Source organism: Algoriphagus aestuariicola (assembly GCF_017254835.1).
In the GTDB taxonomy this organism is placed as follows: Bacteria; Bacteroidota; Bacteroidia; order Cytophagales; family Cyclobacteriaceae; genus Algoriphagus; species Algoriphagus aestuariicola.
Window position 1 is genome coordinate 107,982 of the sequence record NZ_JAFKCW010000003.1, and the last position, 19,334, is coordinate 127,315.

Consider the following 19,334-nt stretch of genomic DNA (forward strand, 5'->3'; position numbering starts at 1 on the left):
CAAAAACTTCAACACAAGAATATTATTAAACCGTCGGCATTTTTGTGAGAAAAGTCAGTTGTAGGAAATTAAATAAGCCTGATCTATCCTTCTAAAACCTCAGGGGTTGATCCAAGTCACGGGCGTGCTGGCTGCGGGCAAATCGGCAGTTAAATAATTTATTCGGGCTCGCGTCCAGTCATTTAGCAGATTCTTTTGCAAAACTGAAGCGGCAAGCTCGCCGGATCTTATTCCCTCGGCACAGGCATTCCTGAGCCCAGGGGGCCCATACCTGTCCACAAAGTGTGCTATTGTAGGTTCATCTAAATGCAACTCATCCAACCAATGATAGAGCGACCTCATGGTTGAAGACCCGCTTCCTTTAGAAAATTCATGCCTGAAAAGATCCCAATAATAGCGCTCAGAATTGAGATAGGCTTGGTGGTTTTTGTGATAGATTGCTAGGACTTTTCTGATGACGACTATCAGAAGACTGATTCCCACCACGCAAACGCCCATCAACAATGCGAATTGTTTCAAACTCATACCAAGGATTGTCTTTGGCTTCTCAGCCGATTGCTCTTTGACAATCTCTTCCTGCTCACGCGCCAAAGAATCCCGAACACTTGCCAAAACACCCAAATCTGGATTTGGGGCGACCTGAACCGTGACTTCTTTCAAAGTGCGCTTGTACAGCTTCTTATGATTGGGATTATACCAGGTAAAAACCATCTCGGGGATGATGACTTCTCCTTCCTTCTCGAAAAGGTAGCGCATCGTTTCCGTACGGGTGGCACTGATCGAGGTCTTGTCCTTGTTGTTATTGACCGCACTGCGGGAGGGGTACTCGCTGACACCGGACAGGCTGTCCCAGGCAATAGGAGGGATCAACTCGGAGACCGTTCCATAGGCCGTTCGGGAGATCTGCCGCTGTAAGACTTCACCGACTTTCACTTGCTTTGGATCAACATTCCAGTGATCGGTGACGCTGAGGCCGCTGGCTACCAGCCACTCCGCAGACGCAAAAGCCGCGGGGGCAGGCTTCACCTTGATGGTCTTTTCCTTGGTTTTTACGGTATGTTTCACCCCCTTGAAATCGCCTGGTGCCGGCGACTCCACCTCAATGTCCAGCACCGGAAAAGTCACATTTCCTACCTCGTAGGGGAACACGTGGTATATCTGCTCCACTCCTGCGTAGTTTTGTCCGTCCCTCTGAAAGGAAGTACTCACCGGGCGAAAATACACCGAAAAGGCGCTTTTAACCTTGATATTACCCAGATCCAACCCAGTCGTAAACCAAGTGGAAGTATAGACTTTCACCGTTACTTCGACGGGCTCGCCTACATAGACCGAACTTTTGTCCAGCGTCACATCCTCCAAGATCGATTGGGAAAAAGAGGGGATCGAAAGCACCCACGCAAGTCCCAAGGCTATTACTATCCTACCACTTCTTCCCATCTGCCTTCGGTTTTAGCTTGCTCTTTTTCACCTGATATTCAAACTTCTTTTGAAGAAACAGCGCCGGATCGTCGTCTACCTTGCGCATCAGCATCTTGTCAGACATAGGTTGCTTGGAGGCCGTGATGTCATCCGGCACCTCATCGAGCTCCTCACCCATGTGGATGTTAGAGGTCACGGTCTCTTCATTGCGCTCGGTTTCCATGTCTTTCTTCGTCGCCTCCTGCCCTCCTCCGCTTAAGTCCTCCATGCTGTCATTCTGCCTGTTCTTGGCTTGTTTTCCTTGGTCGCCATCGTTGGCTTCTTCCGCTTTTTCGGGAGTCATCCCACTCTCTCCGCGCGGCATTTGCTGAAGCTGTTGATTGGCCTGTTGCGCTGGCGAAAAATCAGGATCCAACTCTGCGGCATTCTGAAAAGCCAGCATCGCTGCCAGCGTGTCGCCGGATCGGAAATAAGCCAGTCCAAGATTGTAGGTTCCTTGGGCGGTAGTATCCTGCTGAAAGTCCTCGATTGCTTCGGCGTAATTGCCCGCTTTAAAGTTGGCCACGCCCTTTCGCATCGGATCGTCATATCGCTGCGCCGCTTGCGCAAAATCCCCCCGATCACTCAACTTCTGCCCCTGAAAGTCTGGCGTATACCATAGATTGGCAAACTTTGACCCATCGGTGCAGGACGAAAACAGGATCAGGACGAGCCCATACATCACCCATCCCCGGCGGAACCAAAGCAATAATAAGAACGCCATCGGAATCACCAACAGCAAGCCCATGTCCCGCCAGTCATCGTCTTTCTCCTCTGGTTTTTCGGTAAACTTGAGATTGTCAGAGATCGATTTGCTGATCAAAGCCACATCGCTGTCATCCAGAGTCAAGTCGTGGACGGACACCCGATCCAGCGAGGAAAGCTGGGAAAGAATCTGCCGGTCCAGCGAGGAATGAACCACATTTCCTTCGGAATCTTTAAAGAATGCCTTGGAATGCGGCATCGGCACGTCTGCCCCGGCATCGGTGCCCATCGGGAGGACTGCCACTTTCCCCGCATTTGCCTGCACAAACTGCTGAATCGCCTCAAACTCCGCTTCCCCCAAATCGTCGGAAAGAAGCAGGACCGTTCCAGGAGCCGTGGTCACGCTCATGACCGAGTCAGCCATGACAAAAGCATTCTCCAGATCCGAACCTGGAAAGGGCATCGTGCTGGGACTCAACCCGTCGATATGGCTGGTGATGATTTCATAGTCCCGCGTGAGTGGCACGATGGTGTGCGCAGTGCCCGCAAATCCAACCAGCGCCACCCGCGCTTGGGGATTTTGCTTCAGCAGATCGCTGATCTTAAACTTGGCGCGCTCCAGCCTCGTGGGCTGGAGATCAGTGGCCATCATACTCTGAGAAAGGTCAAGCAGGATGACAACGGGAGTTTCCAGCTCCTGTCCCGGCACTTCCACTTTCTTCCAAGTGGGGCCCGCAAGCGCCAATACACCCAAACTCAGCGCAAGCACCAACACCAGCTGCATCGCATACTTGGCCCCTTCGCTTCCTTTTTTGATCACATAAGGACGCAGATGCGGCGCAATGACTTTCTTCCAAGCCAAATCCTGCCGCATGCTGAGCAAGCCAATCAGCGGCAAGAGCAATACCGGCACGAGTAGCCAGAGAAACTTGGCCCGGAGGAAATGAAAGGCCTCCCAGTCAATTGGAAAAATCCCATCAAACATACGCGCCCTCCTTTCTACTCGCTTTTTTGAAAAGCTGAACTATCGAACCCACAAAGGCACTAAAAATCAACAAACCCAAGGCCGCACTAAGCGGATAATAATAGAGTAAGGTCACCGGTCGGTTTTCCATCTCTTCGTATTCTATCGGCTCCAGTTTGTTCACTTCATCATAGATCTCCGCGAGTCTGCTTTCATCTTTTGCCAGGAAATACTGGCCATTGGTCATCTCGGCAATGTCCTGAAGCGTGCCCTCATCCAGGTCGCTTCCGCTTTTCCCCGGATCGCCAATGCCGATGGTATAGATCAGGATGGAGTCCTTTGCCGCCAGATCTGCGGCGTCGAGCGGCAGCACATCGTCGCCCGAATCGATCCCATCAGTCAGTAACAGCATAACCTTGGTCTCGATGGTATCTTTTTCAAACATGGCCACGCCCTTGGCGATCGCCTTGCCGAGATGGGTCATCTGTCCAGCCATCCCCACATCCGCCTCATCCAGCATCTGAGCTACGGTTTGTAGGTCGGGGGTAAATGGCGCCTGCACATAAGCATTGGTGCCAAAGAAGATCAAGCCCATCCGGTCCCCCTTTCGCTTCTCAATGAACTCGCGCATCACTTCCTTCACCGCATCCCATCTTCTGGCTTTGTCCCCATCGATCACCCAGTCATTCTGGGCCATGCTAAAGGAAATATCCGCTGCGATCAGAAAATTTCGGGAAGTCTTGACCTTCATCTCGGGCTTGCCGACTAGCTGTGGGGACGAAAGTGCAGCGAGAAGCAAAGCCCAGCTCAACATCAAGACCAGCCATTCGAAAAAATTCCTCCGCTTGACCAATGCCGATTTCCTGGGTTTTTGACCGGTATAAGTCAAGGCCTTATCATACGTTGGCAGCGTAATCGACGCACTTTTCATCCGCAAAGGAGGGAGCAACAGATAGATTAGCAGCGGCAAAGGCAGCAGCCAAAACACCCACAGGTACGCTATTTCAAAGTTTGCCGGCATGCGTTTTCACCCATTGTTTAGCGTTGGAGATGATAGCCTGACGCGCTTCCGATGGCAAGGCTTGGTTTTGATAGATGGCCAACTGAATCTGCTGGTCCTGGCCGAGCATTTTCACATTCTTGCCGCTAGATTCCAGGAATTTCAGCCATTCGGTCCCGGAGAGTCTTCCGACTTTTTCACGCCCAAATGCGTGGATGGCGGTACGCTTCAGCACCACAAAGATTTCCATGGTCTCGCCTTGTCCGATCGAATCCAAACTCTTAAGCGCCTCCCTTCGGTAGGCATTTCGCCGATAGTACCGATACCAAAAAAAGGCAGCGACCAACAATCCCAGCAAGATCAGGCCGCCAAGGATCGGCCAGCCAACCGTCTCAAAAGAAAACTTGACCGGATCAGGCTCGTAGAGCTTGCCCATCTCAAACTGGGCGAGTGGATTTGCTGTCGTATCCGCTTGGGCTGCTATGCTGTCTTGCAGGTGGATCATTTTGTCGGTTTTTTAAAAAGATCCTTGATCTGATCTTCGATAGGCTGGACGGTGTCCACCTGAAATATCGGGATCCGATGCTTTTTCAGCTTCACCTGAAAATTCCTGAAATCGGCATCGAAGCCTTCTTCGAATTTTAGTCGAAGGCTCTGTTCTTTGCCATCCACGGCGACCTGCGTCTGTTCGTCACCCGCCACAAACTTAACAGCCGCGATATCCCGCTCGAAGGGATCACTCACTTTGGCCAAGACCACATCGTTGTGCTGGGACAGGATGCTGATAGACTTCAGGACGTTCGCAGAATAGCGGTGAAAGTCACTGATGATAATGATCATGAAATCGTGTGTGACGATGTTTTGAGTCTTGGCGGTGACCTCCTTGAGCAAGTCGTCAAAGCTCCCCGGCTTGCTGTTCACGAGTTCATGGTTTCGCTTCACGATGTTTTCAAAAAAACGGAGGATATTCCTTCGGTCTCTCTTGGGAAAAACGATGTCAATGCCCTGATCCGCGAAGACGATCCCACCGACCCGATCTCCCTCTTTCAATATCTTAAACGCGGCCAAGGCAGCCAGTTCGGCTGCAACGACGGATTTGGTTTTTTTTTGAGAACCGAAAAACATCGATTGGGACTGATCGACCAGAATCAAGGCAGGCTTTTCCTTTTCCTCACTGAACACCCGCGTATGGGTTTCCTTGGTGCGGGCGGTGACCTTCCAGTCGATATTCCGAATATCATCGCCCTTCACATATTGGCGAACTTCCTCGAAATCCAATCCCCGACCGCGAAGTTTGGAAGCATGCTTACCCCCCAAGATGCTTTTGACCTTCTGCTTTCTGTCCAAAAGATTAAAGTGATGCGCATAGCGCTCCATACCCAAAAGATCCTTGAGAGAACAAAAAATATCGGCAGGAAAGGTAGTCTCTTTGGCCATACAAAAGTGAATTTAGGCCACCACTGCAACCTGTTTGAGGATTTCCTCCAGCACCTGGTCGGGAGTAACTCCCTCGGCGTTGGCCTCGTAGCTGAGGATCAGTCGATGGCGTAGGCAGTCATGGACGACGGCACGCACATTTTCAGGAGTGACAAAGTCACTGCCGGCCATCCACGCGTGCGTTCTGGAAGCTCGATCCAAGGCGATACTTCCTCTGGGACTAGCGCCAAAATCCAACCAGCCGTCCAGTTCTTCACTGTATTTTTTGGGATAGCGCGTGGCCGAGATGAGGTCCACGATGTACTTCTCCATCGCCTCAGAGATCTTTACTTGGGCGATTTCTTTTCGGGCATCGAAGATCACCTGGGGAGAGAGCTTTTCTTTTTTCTCGCCTTTTGGGGCACTTTGTTCATTTCTGTTGAGTCGCAGGATCGCCAACTCGGACGCATCGTCGGGATAGCTGATCACCACGTGCATGAGAAAACGGTCCATCTGGGCCTCAGGCAGGGGATAGGTACCTTCCTGCTCTACGGGGTTTTGCGTAGCCATGACCATAAAGAGCGGCTCCATCTTGTAAGTCTTGCCCGCGACGGACACTTGTCGCTCTTCCATCGCCTCCAGCAAAGCCGACTGTACTTTTGCCGGAGCACGGTTGATTTCATCCGCTAGGATCAGATTGCTGAAGATGGGACCTTGTTGGAAGACAAACTTTTCTTTCAGCTCGGGCTGGTAGATCTCCGTACCTGTCACATCCGAGGGCAGCAGATCCGGCGTAAACTGAATTCTGCTCAAGCCGCAGTCCAGTTCGCTCGCCAAGGTCTTGATCGCTCGGGTCTTGGCCAGTCCGGGCAGCCCTTCCAGCAGCATATTGCCGTCGGCGAGCAATACCAAAATCAGGCGGTCGATCAGGTCTGTCTGGCCGATGATGGAGGCCGACATCCTCTTTTTAAGCTCCTGGATAGATTCTTGTGCAGTCATACTGGTCATGATAAAATGATTTTCCGCAATGTTCCCAGTAAGGTTATTCAGCTCGAATGGACGGAAGAAATAAGCAGTTTCACTCTCGGCTTACCATCAATTACTGAGCTTTTGAAGTCCCATCGTTAGCAAAGCGAATAGAAATATTTCAAAAAATTAAATAAATAGGTAAAAAAAAGGTCACCCTAACAAATAGGGCAACCTTTTATCAATAGTTATTTTAGTTTTTAGGAGGTGCTGACATTTGCTGCACGACCTTATCAATTGAAAGAGAAGACCCTGTCTGAGGTGGGAAATCCTTAAAAGTAGCTAAGAAATTGGCGGCAAACTGTTGAGCAGGAACAAACAACCACATATTGTCCCCATACCATCTGGTATACATTCCAGATTCCCATGAAACCTCATAGGGATCGGCTCTCAAATTGATTGCCAGCGGCCAGCTCGGAGATTTACGGTAAGCGGTATTGATCGCTCCGTCCATGATTGCAAAGTGAAGCTTCCAATCCTGATATCTGATTGCATTGAGATTTGCGCTCGCGTCAAAATAGAAAATTTCCTTTCTCGGAGACTCCTTCACTTCTCCCTTAAAATATGGCAGCATATTGTAGCCATCTAGGTGTTGCTTGAAGGTTTTTCCATTTGCTTGATATCCATTCAGTACTTTTTCCTTGATATTCGGCTCTCCCGCAGCAGCCACCAAAGTAGGCATCATGTCTTCATGAGAGAAAATATCATTGTAAACCGTTCCCGGTTTGATCACACCTGGCCATCTAATCGCGGCAGGTACACGGAATCCACCTTCCCAAGTAGTACCCTTTTCTCCTCTAAAAGGTGAGTTACCACCATCAGGCCAAGAGAATTTCTCAGCACCATTGTCGGTAGAGTACATCACAATGGTATTATCTGCTATCCCCAGCTCATCAAGCAAGTCAAGAAGTCGTCCAACAGCCAGATCATGCTCTACCATCGCATCGGGATAAAGTCCAATTCCAGTCACCCCATCACTTTCAGGTTTCAAGTGAGTCCATACGTGACATCTCGTAGAACTCATCCAAACGAAGAAGGGTTTTCCATCCGCATGGGCTTTCTTGATAAATTCAACAGCAGCATTTTCAAACTCGTCGTCGACAGTTTCCATCCGTTTGGCGGTCAGGGGTCCTGTATCCTGAATGTTGCCGTCGGCAGTACTACGGATCACCCCACGAGGACCAAATTTCTTACGAAACTCAGGGTCTTTCGGGTAGTAGTATCCTTCCGGCTCTTCCTCTGCATTCAAGTGATAGAGATTACCGAAGAATTCATCGAATCCATGATTGGTAGGTAAATGTTCATCCTGGTCTCCCAAGTGGTTTTTACCAAACTGACCTGTCGCATAGCCTTGAGGCTTCAGCAAGTCTGCAATGGTAGGCTGGGTTTCTTTAATCCCATGCTTGGAACCTGGCATACCAATGGTCAATAGGCCTGTTCTGAACGGATGCTGGCCTAGGATAAAGGCTGCACGTCCCGCTGTACAGGACTGCTGTCCATACCAGTCGGTAAATACCGCCCCTTCCTTGGCTATACGGTCAATGTTGGGAGTTTTATATCCCATAAGACCATTATTATTGAAACTAACATTGGACCAACCAATGTCATCTCCCCAGATGACCAGGATGTTTGGCTTGTCCTGCGCCTGTGCCACAAGCGAAGTGAGCAGGAGCAGTAGAATTGCGGCTTTAAAAAGGGAAAATCTGTGCTTCATAGTATTTGAATTAAAAGTGTCCTAGAAAAAACAGCTTCAAGAGTGTGCAATGACCTGAGCTGGCAGGTAAAAGTTAGAATTAATTCTCCAAATATTCCAATAGACTTAGCCGAAACTTATTTCTTGATTAAATTTTAACAAATCTCTTATAAGCAGTAACAAAGAAATTAGCGAGTTTTCTTTCATCGTGATCAGAACGCATCAAAAAAAGCAGGCTCATTTTACAAATGGCCTGCCTCTTTCAAAATCACTCTATTTTAAAACTAAGATCAGTTAGTACCTCCAGTTGGTTGTTCCATCATTTTCATTGCTTTTTCGATTGAAGCTTTCATACTCAATGACTCTCCACCTTGGCTAGGAGGATAGTCTACTAAAGACTTTAGGTGCGCTTGCAGGAATGGAACCGCGGCTGTAGGTGCCCAAAGTTTTTGCGCTACAAATTTTCTGCCTGCATATCCCCACTCCTCAGAATCTGGAGTCATTTTTTCCATTGGGTCCATCAGCAAATTCACGATATATGGCACGCTCGGATACGATTTTTCATCAAACCAATTGCCTCCGTGCTTCACGCCAATATGCATTTTCCATGCATCAACCCGTATAGCCATCAAGTCGGACTCATCATAGTAGAACAATTCTCTTCTGGCTGATTTATCGGTTTTACCAGTCCACAGATCTAGATTATTATAGCCATCTAGGTGGGTTTTGAAAGTAGTGTTACCCAATTTTTTTCCAGCCAGCAATTCTTGTTTCAAATTTGGCAGACCTGCTGCGGCGGCAAGGGTTACAAACAAGTCTTCATGGCTTTGAATGCCGTTGGAATAGGTTCCAGGAGGGATTTTGCCTGGCCACTTTACTAGCATTGGTACTCTTAGACCACCTTCCCAGGTTGTTCCCTTTTCCCCACGAAATGGCGCATAGCCCCCATCAGGCCAGTACATCAGCTCGTTACCATTGTCGGTGGAATAGATGATGATGGTGTTATCCTCTTCTCCCAAATCTTTAATCTTTTGGAGGATTTTTCCGATCAATTCATCGTGTTCAATCATTTTTGCGCGAACCACATCTTCTTCTGCACGTCCTTCGTCCACTGCTGCCTGGATGTATTTGTTGGTGCTGTGAGACCAGATGTGAGTAGCTGTGGTATTGTACCAAACAAAGAACGGCTTGTCTTCTTTGCCCACACGATCCAAATATTTCAAAGTCTCTTCGGTTACCTCAAAATCGATGGTTTCCATGCGCTTACGGGTAAGAGGCCCTGTATCTTCGATACGTTGCTTGCCTACTTTACCGAATTTAGGATCTACGGTAGGATCATCCACGTCAGTCGCCCATGCATGCAATACTCCGCGGGGGCCAAATTTCTCTTTGTAAGCCGGATTTTTCTGGCCAGGATAATCCAGTTCTTCGGGCTCCTCTTCAGCGTTCAAGTGATAGAGATTACCAAACCACTCGTCAAATCCGTGCATGGTAGGGAGGAATTCATTCCGGTCTCCCAAGTGGTTTTTACCAAACTGGGCGGTAGCATAGCCTTGAGTCTTTAGAACCTGCGCCAAAGTAGGATCAACTGCCTGAATCCCCTGCGTCGAACCAGGAATGCCGATGGTCGTCATGCCAGTTCTAACCGGTAACTGTCCCATGATAAACGCTGCTCTGCCAGCCGTGCAGCTTGGCTGTCCGTAATGGTCAGTGAATAGCATACCATCTCTGGCGATGCCATCAATGTTTGGGGTTCTACCCATCATCCCATGGGTATAAGCACCCACGTTCCAATAGCCGATATCATCGCCCCATATGACGACAATGTTTGGTTTGTCCTGAGCTTTCACCAAAGAAGGCGAAAAAAGCAATAGAACGATGGCAAATTTGAAAAGGGAAAGTTTGTTCTTCATTGTGTTGATCTTAAAAGTGAACTCATTTACATTACTCTTTTAGTCCCATTAGACTAAACAATGGCATAGAAAAGATAGAATAAAATATCCAAATACTACAAAACAAGCGCCTTAACCTGCTTCAGACTCACAAATCTACCCGTTGAACCCCAATCAAAATAGCTGGCAGGTTAAGTCTTTGTTATGTTTCAAAGTAACCAAACAAAAGCCCCGGCTTCATTTTGACTCCGGGGCTTTCGACAGGACTATTTGGATTTTCTAGGCTGATTGTTGTGAGGCGGCATAGTCCTCTACAGCCTTCCATACCCGAAAGACATTTTTATAGCAGATCTTTTCGATATCCTCTTTGGTATACCCGCGTTTCAGCAACTCCGCGATCAGGTTTGGATACATGGAGACATCCTTTAAGCCGGTCGGCAAGGAGTCGCCTACTCCATCAAAGTCAGAGCCCAAACCGACATAGTCAATTCCCACCAGCGCCACGACGTGGTCTATGTGATCGGCTACTCGCTGTACCGTTGGAAAAGGATTGTTGGCCGCGGTGTACTCGGCGGCGTAGGCGCGGAAAGCCGAATCGCTTCTCGACAGCCCGTTTTCAGCCATATAGTTGACCAGATGCTCGCGGACTTTGGAAGAACCAGCGGCATAGGCCGAGTCAATGAAACTGCCTCCAAAATTGATCATCATCACCCCACCGTTTTTGGCCATGGCTTGGATGAGTTCGTCGCTCATATTCCGCTCAAAACCCGGTGTGAATTTCCTTACCGAAGAGTGGGAGGCGATCACCGGCACTTTGGTAATGGCTAGCGCATCCCGGAACGTATTGTCTGACACGTGGCTTAGATCAACCATAATCCCGACCTTGTTCATCTCCTCCACGACTTTCTCCCCAAAATCACTCAGTCCACCATGGGTGCCCGAGGTATCGTAGCTTGCGTCACCGATCAAGTTGTCTGTACCGTGGGTGAGCGTGATATAGCGGATACCCCGCTTGTGGAAATAGGCCACATTGGCCAAGTCGTCTTCGATCCCGGCCCCGTTCTCCATCCCCATCGGAAGGGAAATGAGTCCTTTGGCAAAATTCGCCTCGATATCCGCCGGGCTATAGGCCATCGCAAACTTATCGGGAAAAGTCTCCGCCAGGCGCTCGGTCATACTGATCAGGGAATCTGCCAGCGCCTTGGAAGCTCCCGGATTTTTTTGGTTACCAGCAGGAATATAGATCGACATGAATGGTGCATCCAGGCCGCCCTCTTTGGAACGGGGAAAGTCAAAATTCCCGTCGGGAGTACGGACAGATACATCCAAAACTTCCCTTTGCAGCGTAAAGCCTCCGACTTTCATCCGGTACGGGAGATCGACGTGGCCGTCTACCATAATGATGGACTGGGCGATTTCGGTGGCGGCTTTGAGACGTTGCTCCTCGCTCATATTGGTGTAGTCGATGGCCTCCTCTTTGGGAGAGCAGGCAAAAGCGGCCGCCGCAACGGCCGTGAAGTAGAAGAGTTTTTTCATATTTAGTAAGTTGGTGATGGTTCTTCGTTCCAAATTCAAAGACTTTCAATAAAAACAAACCCAAAATGCTATTCCGGTCAGGAAATCACAGATGAGTCCGCATTTAAGATAGGCGCAATAAGCCAAGGAAAGATATAAATTCATTGAAATGGTCCATTTTTCCACCTGTGGCAAGAAAATCCCCTGAGGCTCTAGGGCTCTGGCGAGAAAAATCTCACAGAGAAGCGACAGACTAGCCTTTTGATGCAATTTCCCAAAGATTCGTTCATTGCCCAGCCTATCGTCAAACGAACCAGATTAAAACAACAAATTATCCCACCCCAATCAGGATTTTATTTTGAAAAGTAATTTTGCGAGATTTGACTAAAAGCGAATAAACAATAACCAAACCACAATCATGATGAAAGCAATCTTGAAATTCTCGCTGCTGGGAATCACAGCAGCCACTGCACTCTACAGCTGCGGACCCCAAAAAACCGAGGAAGCAGTCGTAGAAGTAGTCGAAACAAAAACCCCAACCTTGACCCTGCTGTGGGAAACTCCCGACTCGCTGATGACCAACGAATCGGTTCTATACGATGAGTCGACGGGCACCATCTATGTCGCCAACATCGAAGGCCAAGATCCATCCGAAAAAGACGGGAAAGGCTCGATTGCCACCATTTCTAAGGATGGAAAAATCATCAATCCGGCATGGATATCAGGATTGAATGCCCCAAAAGGAATGGCAATTTCCGACGGAAAACTTTACGTAACCGATATCGACGAGCTTGTAGAAATCGACATTGCCACATCCAAAGTTTCCAACAAATGGAAAGTAGAGGGCGCTGAATTTCTTAATGACGCCGCCGCGCACAACGGGACAGTCTACTTCACCGATATGAGAGCTGGCAAAGTCCATTCTTTCTCCAACGGCGAGATTGCAACGGTTTCGGAAGGCCATGAGTCAATCAATGGCTTGGCAGTTGCTGGCGATGGTACCATCTACGGACTGGATGCCTCAGGCTTGAAAAAATGGAACGAAGACGGCACGACCACCGTCATCAACTCCACAGTGACCGGCGGAGACGGTCTGGTCATCCTTGGCGACGGCAACTACATCGCTTCTAAATGGCAAGGGGAAATCTATTTCGCCAACGACTCCACCCAGACTTTGATGCTCGATACCAAAGCTGCAGAATCCAACACCGCGGATATCGGATACAATGCGGCCGAAAAGATCGTCTACGTGCCCACATTCTTCAAAAACAAAGTCGCCGCCTACAAGCTGGACTACTGATCTTGGGAATATTCTTCCACGAAAGCCTCCTTTGGGAGGCTTTTCCCGTATCTAGAGATAATGCAGCCTTCATTTCGCACATCCGCTCATAGAAACTCAAAAGTGAAATAGAGTATTTCTATCACATATCAGCGGATTTGTCCGTACCTTGCTGCACATAATTCATCACACTCCGGGTCTACCCTCCCCGGATAAAACAGGTTCCTAATGAAATCAGGTGAAATCAACTACGAATTAGAAAAAAACATGGAGGTTATCTCACAGCTGGACGAATTTGTCGGACACGCGGTAGACCATGTCCTCGTCGATCCAGATGAATGTTGGCAACCCTCCGATTTCCTTCCAGACTTTCACAATCCCGAAGTTTTCGAAGAAGTGAAACTGCTGCAAAAAAGAGCCGAGGGCATACCTGACACCGTGTTGGCTTCTTTGGTGGGAAATATGATCACGGAGGAAGCCCTGCCGTCTTATCAAACCTACTTTAACCTCCTGGAAGGAATCAACGAGGAAAGATCGCTGGTCTCCCCGACAGGCTGGGTCCGCTGGTCCAAAGCTTGGACAGCAGAGGAAAACCGCCATGGCGACCTACTCAACAAATACCTTTACCTCACTGGCCGAGTGGACATGAAGGCCGTGGAGCAGACGATCCATCGTCTGATCACCAACGGCTTCGATCCCAAATCCGAATCGGATCCCTATCAGGCGATGATCTATACGTCTTTTCAGGAAAGAGCCACCAAAATATCCCACGTAAACACCGGGAAACTTGCCGACAAAGCAGGAGATACCGTCCTCTCAAGAATCTGCAAGACTATTGCAGGAGACGAGGCGAGACATGAAAAAGCCTATAAGTCCTTTATGTCGAGGATTTTCGAGATTGACCCAAATGGTGCGATCTTGGCTTTTGAAAAAATGATGAGGAAGCAAATCGTGATGCCTGCCGTGCTGATGGGCGAAGGAGGCAAAAATCCAACGCTCTACAAGGACTTTTCCGAAATCACCCAAAAAGTCGGAATCTACACTGGCTGGGACTATGCCCGGATTATCGACCACTTGGTAGGTCTTTGGAAGATCGAGGCGCTCACCGGGCTCGATGCCGCCGCTGCAAAAGCCCAAGAGTACCTTTCCAATCTGGCCGACCGCTACATGAAAGTGGCAGATCGGATGAAAGCCCCAGATGAGATCAAACTCGCCTGGCTGAAATAAGCCTAGCAATCGATAACAAGTCCTTCTGAAAAGAGGGACTTTTTTCATTCTATGTTGCGATACAACTATACTCTTCAATCATGAAAAAACAGCTCATTTTTACGGCTATTTTCGTCATTTCTTTTTCCGTCGATTCCTTTGCACGGCAGATCAAGGTGGATTCTGATCGCCTGCATCGGACTTTGATGACGCTTTCTACCTATGGAAAAAATGCTGCGGGAGGCTCAGACCGTGTGGCATTTAGCAAATACGACATCGAGGCTAGAGAATATGTTAAAAACTTGATGAAGACTGCTGGATTGGAAGTTTCCATCGATTTCGCCGGTAATATCATTGGCCGGAAACCTGGCAAAAATGCGGCTTTTAAGCCAATTGCATTCGGCTCGCATATCGATGAAGTGCCCAATGGGGGCGACTATGATGGGCCAGTAGGCTCGATGGCCGCCATTGAGGTAGTTCGCACGCTCGCCGAAAAAGATCTTCAAACAGACCATCCCTTGGAAGTGATCATCTTTGCCAACGAAGAGGGCGGGGTAATTGGAAGCCGGGCGATCGCTGGCAACTTGAGCCAAGAAGCCCTGCAGGTAGTCAGCAATAGCGGCCTTACCCAATATGAGGGTATTGCTACACTAGGTGGAAATCCGGATCGAATCAGCGAAGTCAAGCGAAATCAGGGAGATCTTGCTGCCTACTTGGAGCTTCATATCGAGCAGGGCGGAATCTTGGATTCAGAAAACCTGGACATCGGTGTCGTGGAAGGAATAGTTGCGATTGAATGGTGGGAATTCACCTTTCAGGGAAAGGCCAATCACGCAGGAACTACGCCTATGGACCAAAGAAAGGATCCTATGCTTCCGGCAGCGAGGTTTGTTTTGGCAGTGAATGAAATCGTAAACAGCTATGAAGGGAGACAGGTAGGCACTGTGGGCAAAATCCAAGCTCTCCCAGGCGCGGGAAATGTAATCCCCGGAGAAGTGAAGGTAACTGTAGAGCTACGGGATCTTTCCTCGGAAAAAATCTGGAAAATCTATTCCGAATTGGAAGTGAGGGGGCAACAACTCGCCTCGGAAAGCCAAACAAGTCTCGACATCCGACACATTGAAGTGGCAAGCAAACCTGCAATGGCGGATCCCATGATCCGCGGGATTATCAAATCGGAGGCGGAAAAGCTTGGCCTTTCTACCAAAGGTCTCCCAAGCGGTGCGGGACATGATGCGCAGGAGATGGCAAGGATATGTCCCATGGGAATGATCTTTATCCCAAGCAAGGAGGGCATCAGTCATGCGCCCACAGAATTTTCTTCCAAAGAGGACATCGCAAATGGAGCCAACGTCCTTCTGCAGACCATTTTGGAATTGGATAAAAAACTAAAGTAACTTTTCGACACGGGCCATCCGTATCTTTTTTAAAAACTACCCAAGCAAATTCTTCATGAAAACTATCAAGCAAATCCATAAAGCCGACTATAGACCCATTGCCGATCTTGCGACTTACAGTCCCCTGCCCAGCCGCAACCTCAAGCAGATCGACCCATTCATCTTCCTCAATCACCACGGCTTGCAAACCTACCCTGCCAAAAACCGAGGTCTTCCCTTTGGCCCGCATCCACATCGGGGAATGGAGACAGTGACCTTCATTCTCGAGGGCGACATCATGCACAAGGACTCTTCGGGACACGAATCCGTAATCGGACCTGGCGGGGTCCAATACATGACGGCAGGTCGGGGATTGATCCATGCGGAAGTCTCGAGCGATGAATTCAAGCGAAACGGCGGAGATTTGGAAATCCTGCAGCTTTGGCTCAATCTGCCTGCGGCGAAAAAAATGGCAGATCCTCGCTACGTCGGCTTGCAAAAAAATGAAATTCCTTCTTTCAAACTCGACGGGGGAAAGATTGAAGTCCAACAGCTCTTTGGTGAATGGGATGGTACAAAAGGGGCTTTTGAGGGCAATTTCCCTGTTTCCCTGAGTACGCTGTATTTGGAGAGCGGAAGTTCATTTGAAAAAACGATCCCCGAAGGAGAAAATGTTTTTTTCTATCTGGTCAGAGGGGTGCTGAAAGTGAATGGAACAGATGTCCTTTTCCGCCATTTGGTCGAATTTGGCAAGGAGGATGAAAAAATCACAGTCGAAGCACTGGAAGATTCTGTCCTCATCCTCGGCCACGCCAAGCCCTTCGACGAACCTCTAGTCGCAGAAGGCCCTTTTGTCATGAACACCCAACAACAGATCGCCGAGGCATACGAAGACTACCGAGCTGGAAAGTTCGGCAGCTGGGATTACTGATCAGCTATCGATGATATCCTGAGAGATGAGTTTGTAGATCTCGGCGATCGATGGATTGTAGTTCAGGAACTGGTGATGATCCTCCAAAGTCTCGTAGTCCTCTCGGATCGCTGGCCCAGTTTGGGCGTTCTTTGCGCCGATTTGAAGGCTTTTTGAGATCGTCTCGATGATCAGTGGTTTCAGCATCTCAAAGTCCAAGCCTTGGCGTCTCATAATTTCTTCCGAAATACGGATCATATGGTTGGTGAAGTTGCTGGCAAAGACAGCGGCTACATGGACGCCTTTACGATCTTTGGAACGTACAGTATAAGTAAGCGGAGAGAGGCTCTTAGCCAACTTTTTCAGCTTTTGCAAAGTCTCCTCGTCGCCTGCCTCCAGCAGGAAAGGGACTTCTTCAAAGTCAATTTTTCGCCCCTTGGTAAAAGACTGCAACGGATAAAGAATTCCCGTATAGCTCGCCGAGCTATAGCCCAAAACGTCCAGCGGCATTGTCCCTGAGGTGTGAACAAGGATGCTTCCCTCAGGCAAAATCACCTCATCGGCCAATTCTGGAATCGCAGAATCCTTCACTGCGAGGATAAAAATCTGGGCTCGACTCTCGGAGAAATCCAAGTCGTCCGTAGCCTCGGTGGAGTATAATCGCTCGGTGATTTGGTTTGCCTTGTCGAAATCCCGTGCATAGACCTCCGTAATCTCGTGTCCGGCATCCTCCAGCGCAGGAGCCAAATGCCAAGCAACGTTGCCGGCCCCCAAAATGGCTATTTTGAACTTCATGGCGGAATTAAGCCAATTTTGCACAAAAGAAAAAACGTACCCGACTTGACGTAACTACTGTATTTTGAGTAAATTCTACCCAATTGTTTAGCTGACCGTTCTTTATAGATTCAAGCTGGCAAGCAAGCTAAGACCGAAAGAGTCATCATCAACTAGACCATCCCATGAAGCTATCCCTATCATCAACAAAGACAAAAATGCTTCTGCTATCTTTTATACTTCTTTCTGGTTGCTTCAATATCACCAAGCCAACCCGATTTATCGGAAAAGTAATTGACAGCAGTACCAATGCGCCCATTCTTGAGGGTTCTCTAATTTTTGTTGGGACAAAATTAAACGTTGTTAATTACATCCTTACAACACGAGACACCATTCATTTAGATGCTGAAGGTAACTTTGACTGGACTTTGACTCCTGATGATGAAGGAATCCCATTCATCGAAGTTTTCGTTTTAGCCCGACAAGCGCACAATAGTGAGCCTATCTATTTAACTACAGAGTTTTTAGACTGTTCCCCGTATGTTTGTCATGACTTTGCTCCAGGGAAAACTTATCGGTTTGACCTCGAGGTCACTTGGCCACCAGAAGAATAGAAACTTCTCCAACTTGAAGGAAACACCATCAGTTCTTGATAGGCATCTATGAAAAAAGCCATTCAGAGAGGTCTGAATGGCTTTTATATATCACAAATTCTGAAAATCAAACGTGCAATGCGCGATTGTCGGTAGCTGCCAAACACGCTTCCTTGAACGCCTCCGTATAGGTCGGGTGCGCATGGGACATTCTTGAGACATCCTCTGCAGAAGCGCGGAATTCCATCGCAACCACCGCCTCGGCGATCATGTCGGCGGTTCTTGGCCCGATCATATGTACGCCTAAGATTTCGTCTGTCTCAACATCTGCCAAGACCTTCACCAAACCGTCGGTATCCATGGAGGCTCTCGCACGGCCAGAAGCCAAGAATGGGAATTTACCGGTCTTGTACTTTCTTCCTTGCTCTTTCAACTGCTCTTCAGTGTACCCTACGGCAGCTACCTCCGGCCAAGTATAAACCACGCCTGGGATCAAGTTGTAGTTGATGTGCGGCTTTTGACCCACTAGGGTTTCGGCTACGAATACGCCTTCTTCTTCCGCCTTGTGAGCGAGCATCGCGCCCTTCACCACATCTCCAATTGCGTAGATGTTTGGCACGTTGGTTTGAAGGTGATCGTTAACTTCGATCTGGCCTCTTTCTGTCAATTTCACTCCAGCAGCCTCCGCATTCAGCCCTTCGGTATAAGGTCTTCTACCGATAGAAACCAAAACGTAGTCACCATTGATCTCCACCGTTTCACCCTTGCCATTGTCAGCTTTCACGGTCACTTCCTTGCCGGTATTCTCCACGGAAGTCACTTTGTGCTTGAGGTAAAACTCAAAGCCAATCTTCTTCAGTGACTTCTGAAGCTCTTTGCCCATGGTGCGGTCCATGGTAGGAATCAAGGAATCCATGAACTCGACTACGGAAACCTTGGCTCCCAGACGAGCATAGACAGAGCCCAATTCCAATCCGATCACACCACCGCCTATAACAACCAGATGCTTTGGAATCTCCTTCAGGTTCAAAGCTTCAGTAGAAGTAATGACGCGATCCTTGTCCAGCTTGATAAATGGAAGTGTAGAAGGCTTAGAGCCCGTTGCGATGATGATATTTTTGCCTTGGATCTCAGAAGATGAGCCGTCTTCCTTGGTCACCTTTACGGTCGTAGCATTCACGAACGAACCCAAACCTTGGTGAACGTCGATCTTGTTTTTCTTCATCAAAAACTGGATGCCATCCACGTTTTGCTTCACTACATCATCCTTGCGGGAGATCATCTGAGTAATGTCCGCGCTGAGATTGGACAGGTTGATTCCGTGGGTTTTGAAGGTATGGGCGGCATTGTGGTAATGCTCCGAGGAATCCAAAAGTGCCTTGGACGGGATACAGCCCACATTGAGGCAAGTCCCGCCAAGGGTAGAATATTTTTCAACAATGGCTGTTTTCATCCCGAGTTGCGCGCAGCGAATCGCCGCTACATATCCTCCGGGACCGGAGCCGATTACTATGACGTCGTACATTT

At 48.7% G+C, this 19,334-nt stretch carries 16 protein-coding genes; 5 read left to right on the forward strand and 11 right to left on the reverse strand.

What is annotated here, in order from left to right; all coding sequences use genetic code 11:
- Positions 1-99: 99 nt before the first annotated feature.
- The 9 genes from J0A67_RS13025 to J0A67_RS13065 all read right to left on the reverse strand — a co-directional run bounded on the left by J0A67_RS13025 (position 100) and on the right by J0A67_RS13065 (position 11,690).
- Positions 100-1,437: a BatD family protein gene (locus J0A67_RS13025; RefSeq protein ID WP_206569805.1), complete on the reverse strand. Its 1,338-nt coding sequence runs from the start codon at positions 1,435-1,437 to the stop codon at positions 100-102.
- Entirely contained in the window at positions 1,421-3,148 is a 1,728-nt protein-coding gene (locus J0A67_RS13030; RefSeq protein ID WP_206569806.1) for a VWA domain-containing protein, read from the reverse strand. Before J0A67_RS13030 ends, J0A67_RS13025 begins: the two co-directional genes overlap by 17 nt.
- Positions 3,141-4,148, reverse strand: coding sequence for a VWA domain-containing protein (locus J0A67_RS13035; RefSeq protein ID WP_206569807.1), 1,008 nt, complete (start codon positions 4,146-4,148; stop codon positions 3,141-3,143). Before J0A67_RS13035 ends, J0A67_RS13030 begins: the two co-directional genes overlap by 8 nt.
- Positions 4,132-4,632, reverse strand: a complete 501-nt coding sequence (locus tag J0A67_RS13040) for a DUF4381 domain-containing protein (RefSeq protein ID WP_206569808.1) — start codon at positions 4,630-4,632, stop codon at positions 4,132-4,134. The genes J0A67_RS13035 and J0A67_RS13040 overlap by 17 nt, the downstream gene beginning before the upstream one ends.
- A complete protein-coding gene (locus tag J0A67_RS13045; RefSeq protein ID WP_206569809.1) occupies positions 4,629-5,564 on the reverse strand; it encodes a DUF58 domain-containing protein in 936 nt (311 codons plus the stop codon). Before J0A67_RS13045 ends, J0A67_RS13040 begins: the two co-directional genes overlap by 4 nt.
- Before the next feature lie 12 nt (positions 5,565-5,576).
- Positions 5,577-6,551, reverse strand: coding sequence for an AAA family ATPase (locus J0A67_RS13050; protein ID WP_241265187.1), 975 nt, complete (start codon positions 6,549-6,551; stop codon positions 5,577-5,579).
- A gap of 211 nt (positions 6,552-6,762) precedes the next feature.
- Positions 6,763-8,283, reverse strand: coding sequence for an arylsulfatase (locus J0A67_RS13055; protein ID WP_206569810.1), 1,521 nt, complete (start codon positions 8,281-8,283; stop codon positions 6,763-6,765).
- Positions 8,284-8,552: 269 nt separating this feature from the next.
- The gene (locus J0A67_RS13060; protein WP_206569811.1) at positions 8,553-10,175 is read right to left on the reverse strand and encodes an arylsulfatase; all 1,623 of its coding nucleotides are present in this window, start codon (positions 10,173-10,175) and stop codon (positions 8,553-8,555) included.
- A 258-nt stretch (positions 10,176-10,433) separates the two neighbouring features.
- Positions 10,434-11,690 (reverse strand): dipeptidase, encoded by a 1,257-nt coding sequence (locus J0A67_RS13065; RefSeq protein ID WP_206569812.1) that lies wholly within the window; start codon positions 11,688-11,690, stop codon positions 10,434-10,436.
- Between the two features lie 400 nt (positions 11,691-12,090).
- Here J0A67_RS13065 and J0A67_RS13070 point away from each other — a divergent pair, with 400 nt between their 5' ends.
- The 4 genes from J0A67_RS13070 to J0A67_RS13085 all read left to right on the forward strand — a co-directional run bounded on the left by J0A67_RS13070 (position 12,091) and on the right by J0A67_RS13085 (position 16,461).
- Complete coding sequence (locus J0A67_RS13070; protein WP_206569813.1) at positions 12,091-12,969, forward strand: SMP-30/gluconolactonase/LRE family protein; 879 nt, start codon at positions 12,091-12,093, stop codon at positions 12,967-12,969.
- 207 nt (positions 12,970-13,176) lie between these two features.
- Positions 13,177-14,175: an acyl-ACP desaturase gene (locus J0A67_RS13075; RefSeq protein WP_206569814.1), complete on the forward strand. Its 999-nt coding sequence runs from the start codon at positions 13,177-13,179 to the stop codon at positions 14,173-14,175.
- 80 nt (positions 14,176-14,255) lie between these two features.
- Positions 14,256-15,551: a Zn-dependent hydrolase gene (locus J0A67_RS13080; RefSeq protein WP_206569815.1), complete on the forward strand. Its 1,296-nt coding sequence runs from the start codon at positions 14,256-14,258 to the stop codon at positions 15,549-15,551.
- A gap of 55 nt (positions 15,552-15,606) precedes the next feature.
- On the forward strand, positions 15,607-16,461 hold the full coding sequence (locus J0A67_RS13085; RefSeq protein WP_206569816.1) for a pirin family protein: 855 nt from the start codon (positions 15,607-15,609) through the stop codon (positions 16,459-16,461).
- On the opposite strand, the gene J0A67_RS13090 is transcribed toward J0A67_RS13085, so the two are convergent.
- Complete coding sequence (locus J0A67_RS13090) at positions 16,462-17,235, reverse strand: Rossmann-like and DUF2520 domain-containing protein (RefSeq protein WP_206569817.1); 774 nt, start codon at positions 17,233-17,235, stop codon at positions 16,462-16,464.
- 164 nt (positions 17,236-17,399) lie between these two features.
- Here J0A67_RS13090 and J0A67_RS13095 point away from each other — a divergent pair, with 164 nt between their 5' ends.
- On the forward strand, positions 17,400-17,828 hold the full coding sequence (locus J0A67_RS13095; RefSeq protein ID WP_206569818.1) for a hypothetical protein: 429 nt from the start codon (positions 17,400-17,402) through the stop codon (positions 17,826-17,828).
- Between the two features lie 106 nt (positions 17,829-17,934).
- Here the strand turns inward: J0A67_RS13095 and lpdA are convergent, their stop codons facing one another.
- Complete coding sequence (lpdA, locus tag J0A67_RS13100) at positions 17,935-19,332, reverse strand: dihydrolipoyl dehydrogenase (RefSeq protein ID WP_206569819.1); 1,398 nt, start codon at positions 19,330-19,332, stop codon at positions 17,935-17,937.
- Positions 19,333-19,334 lie beyond the last annotated feature (2 nt).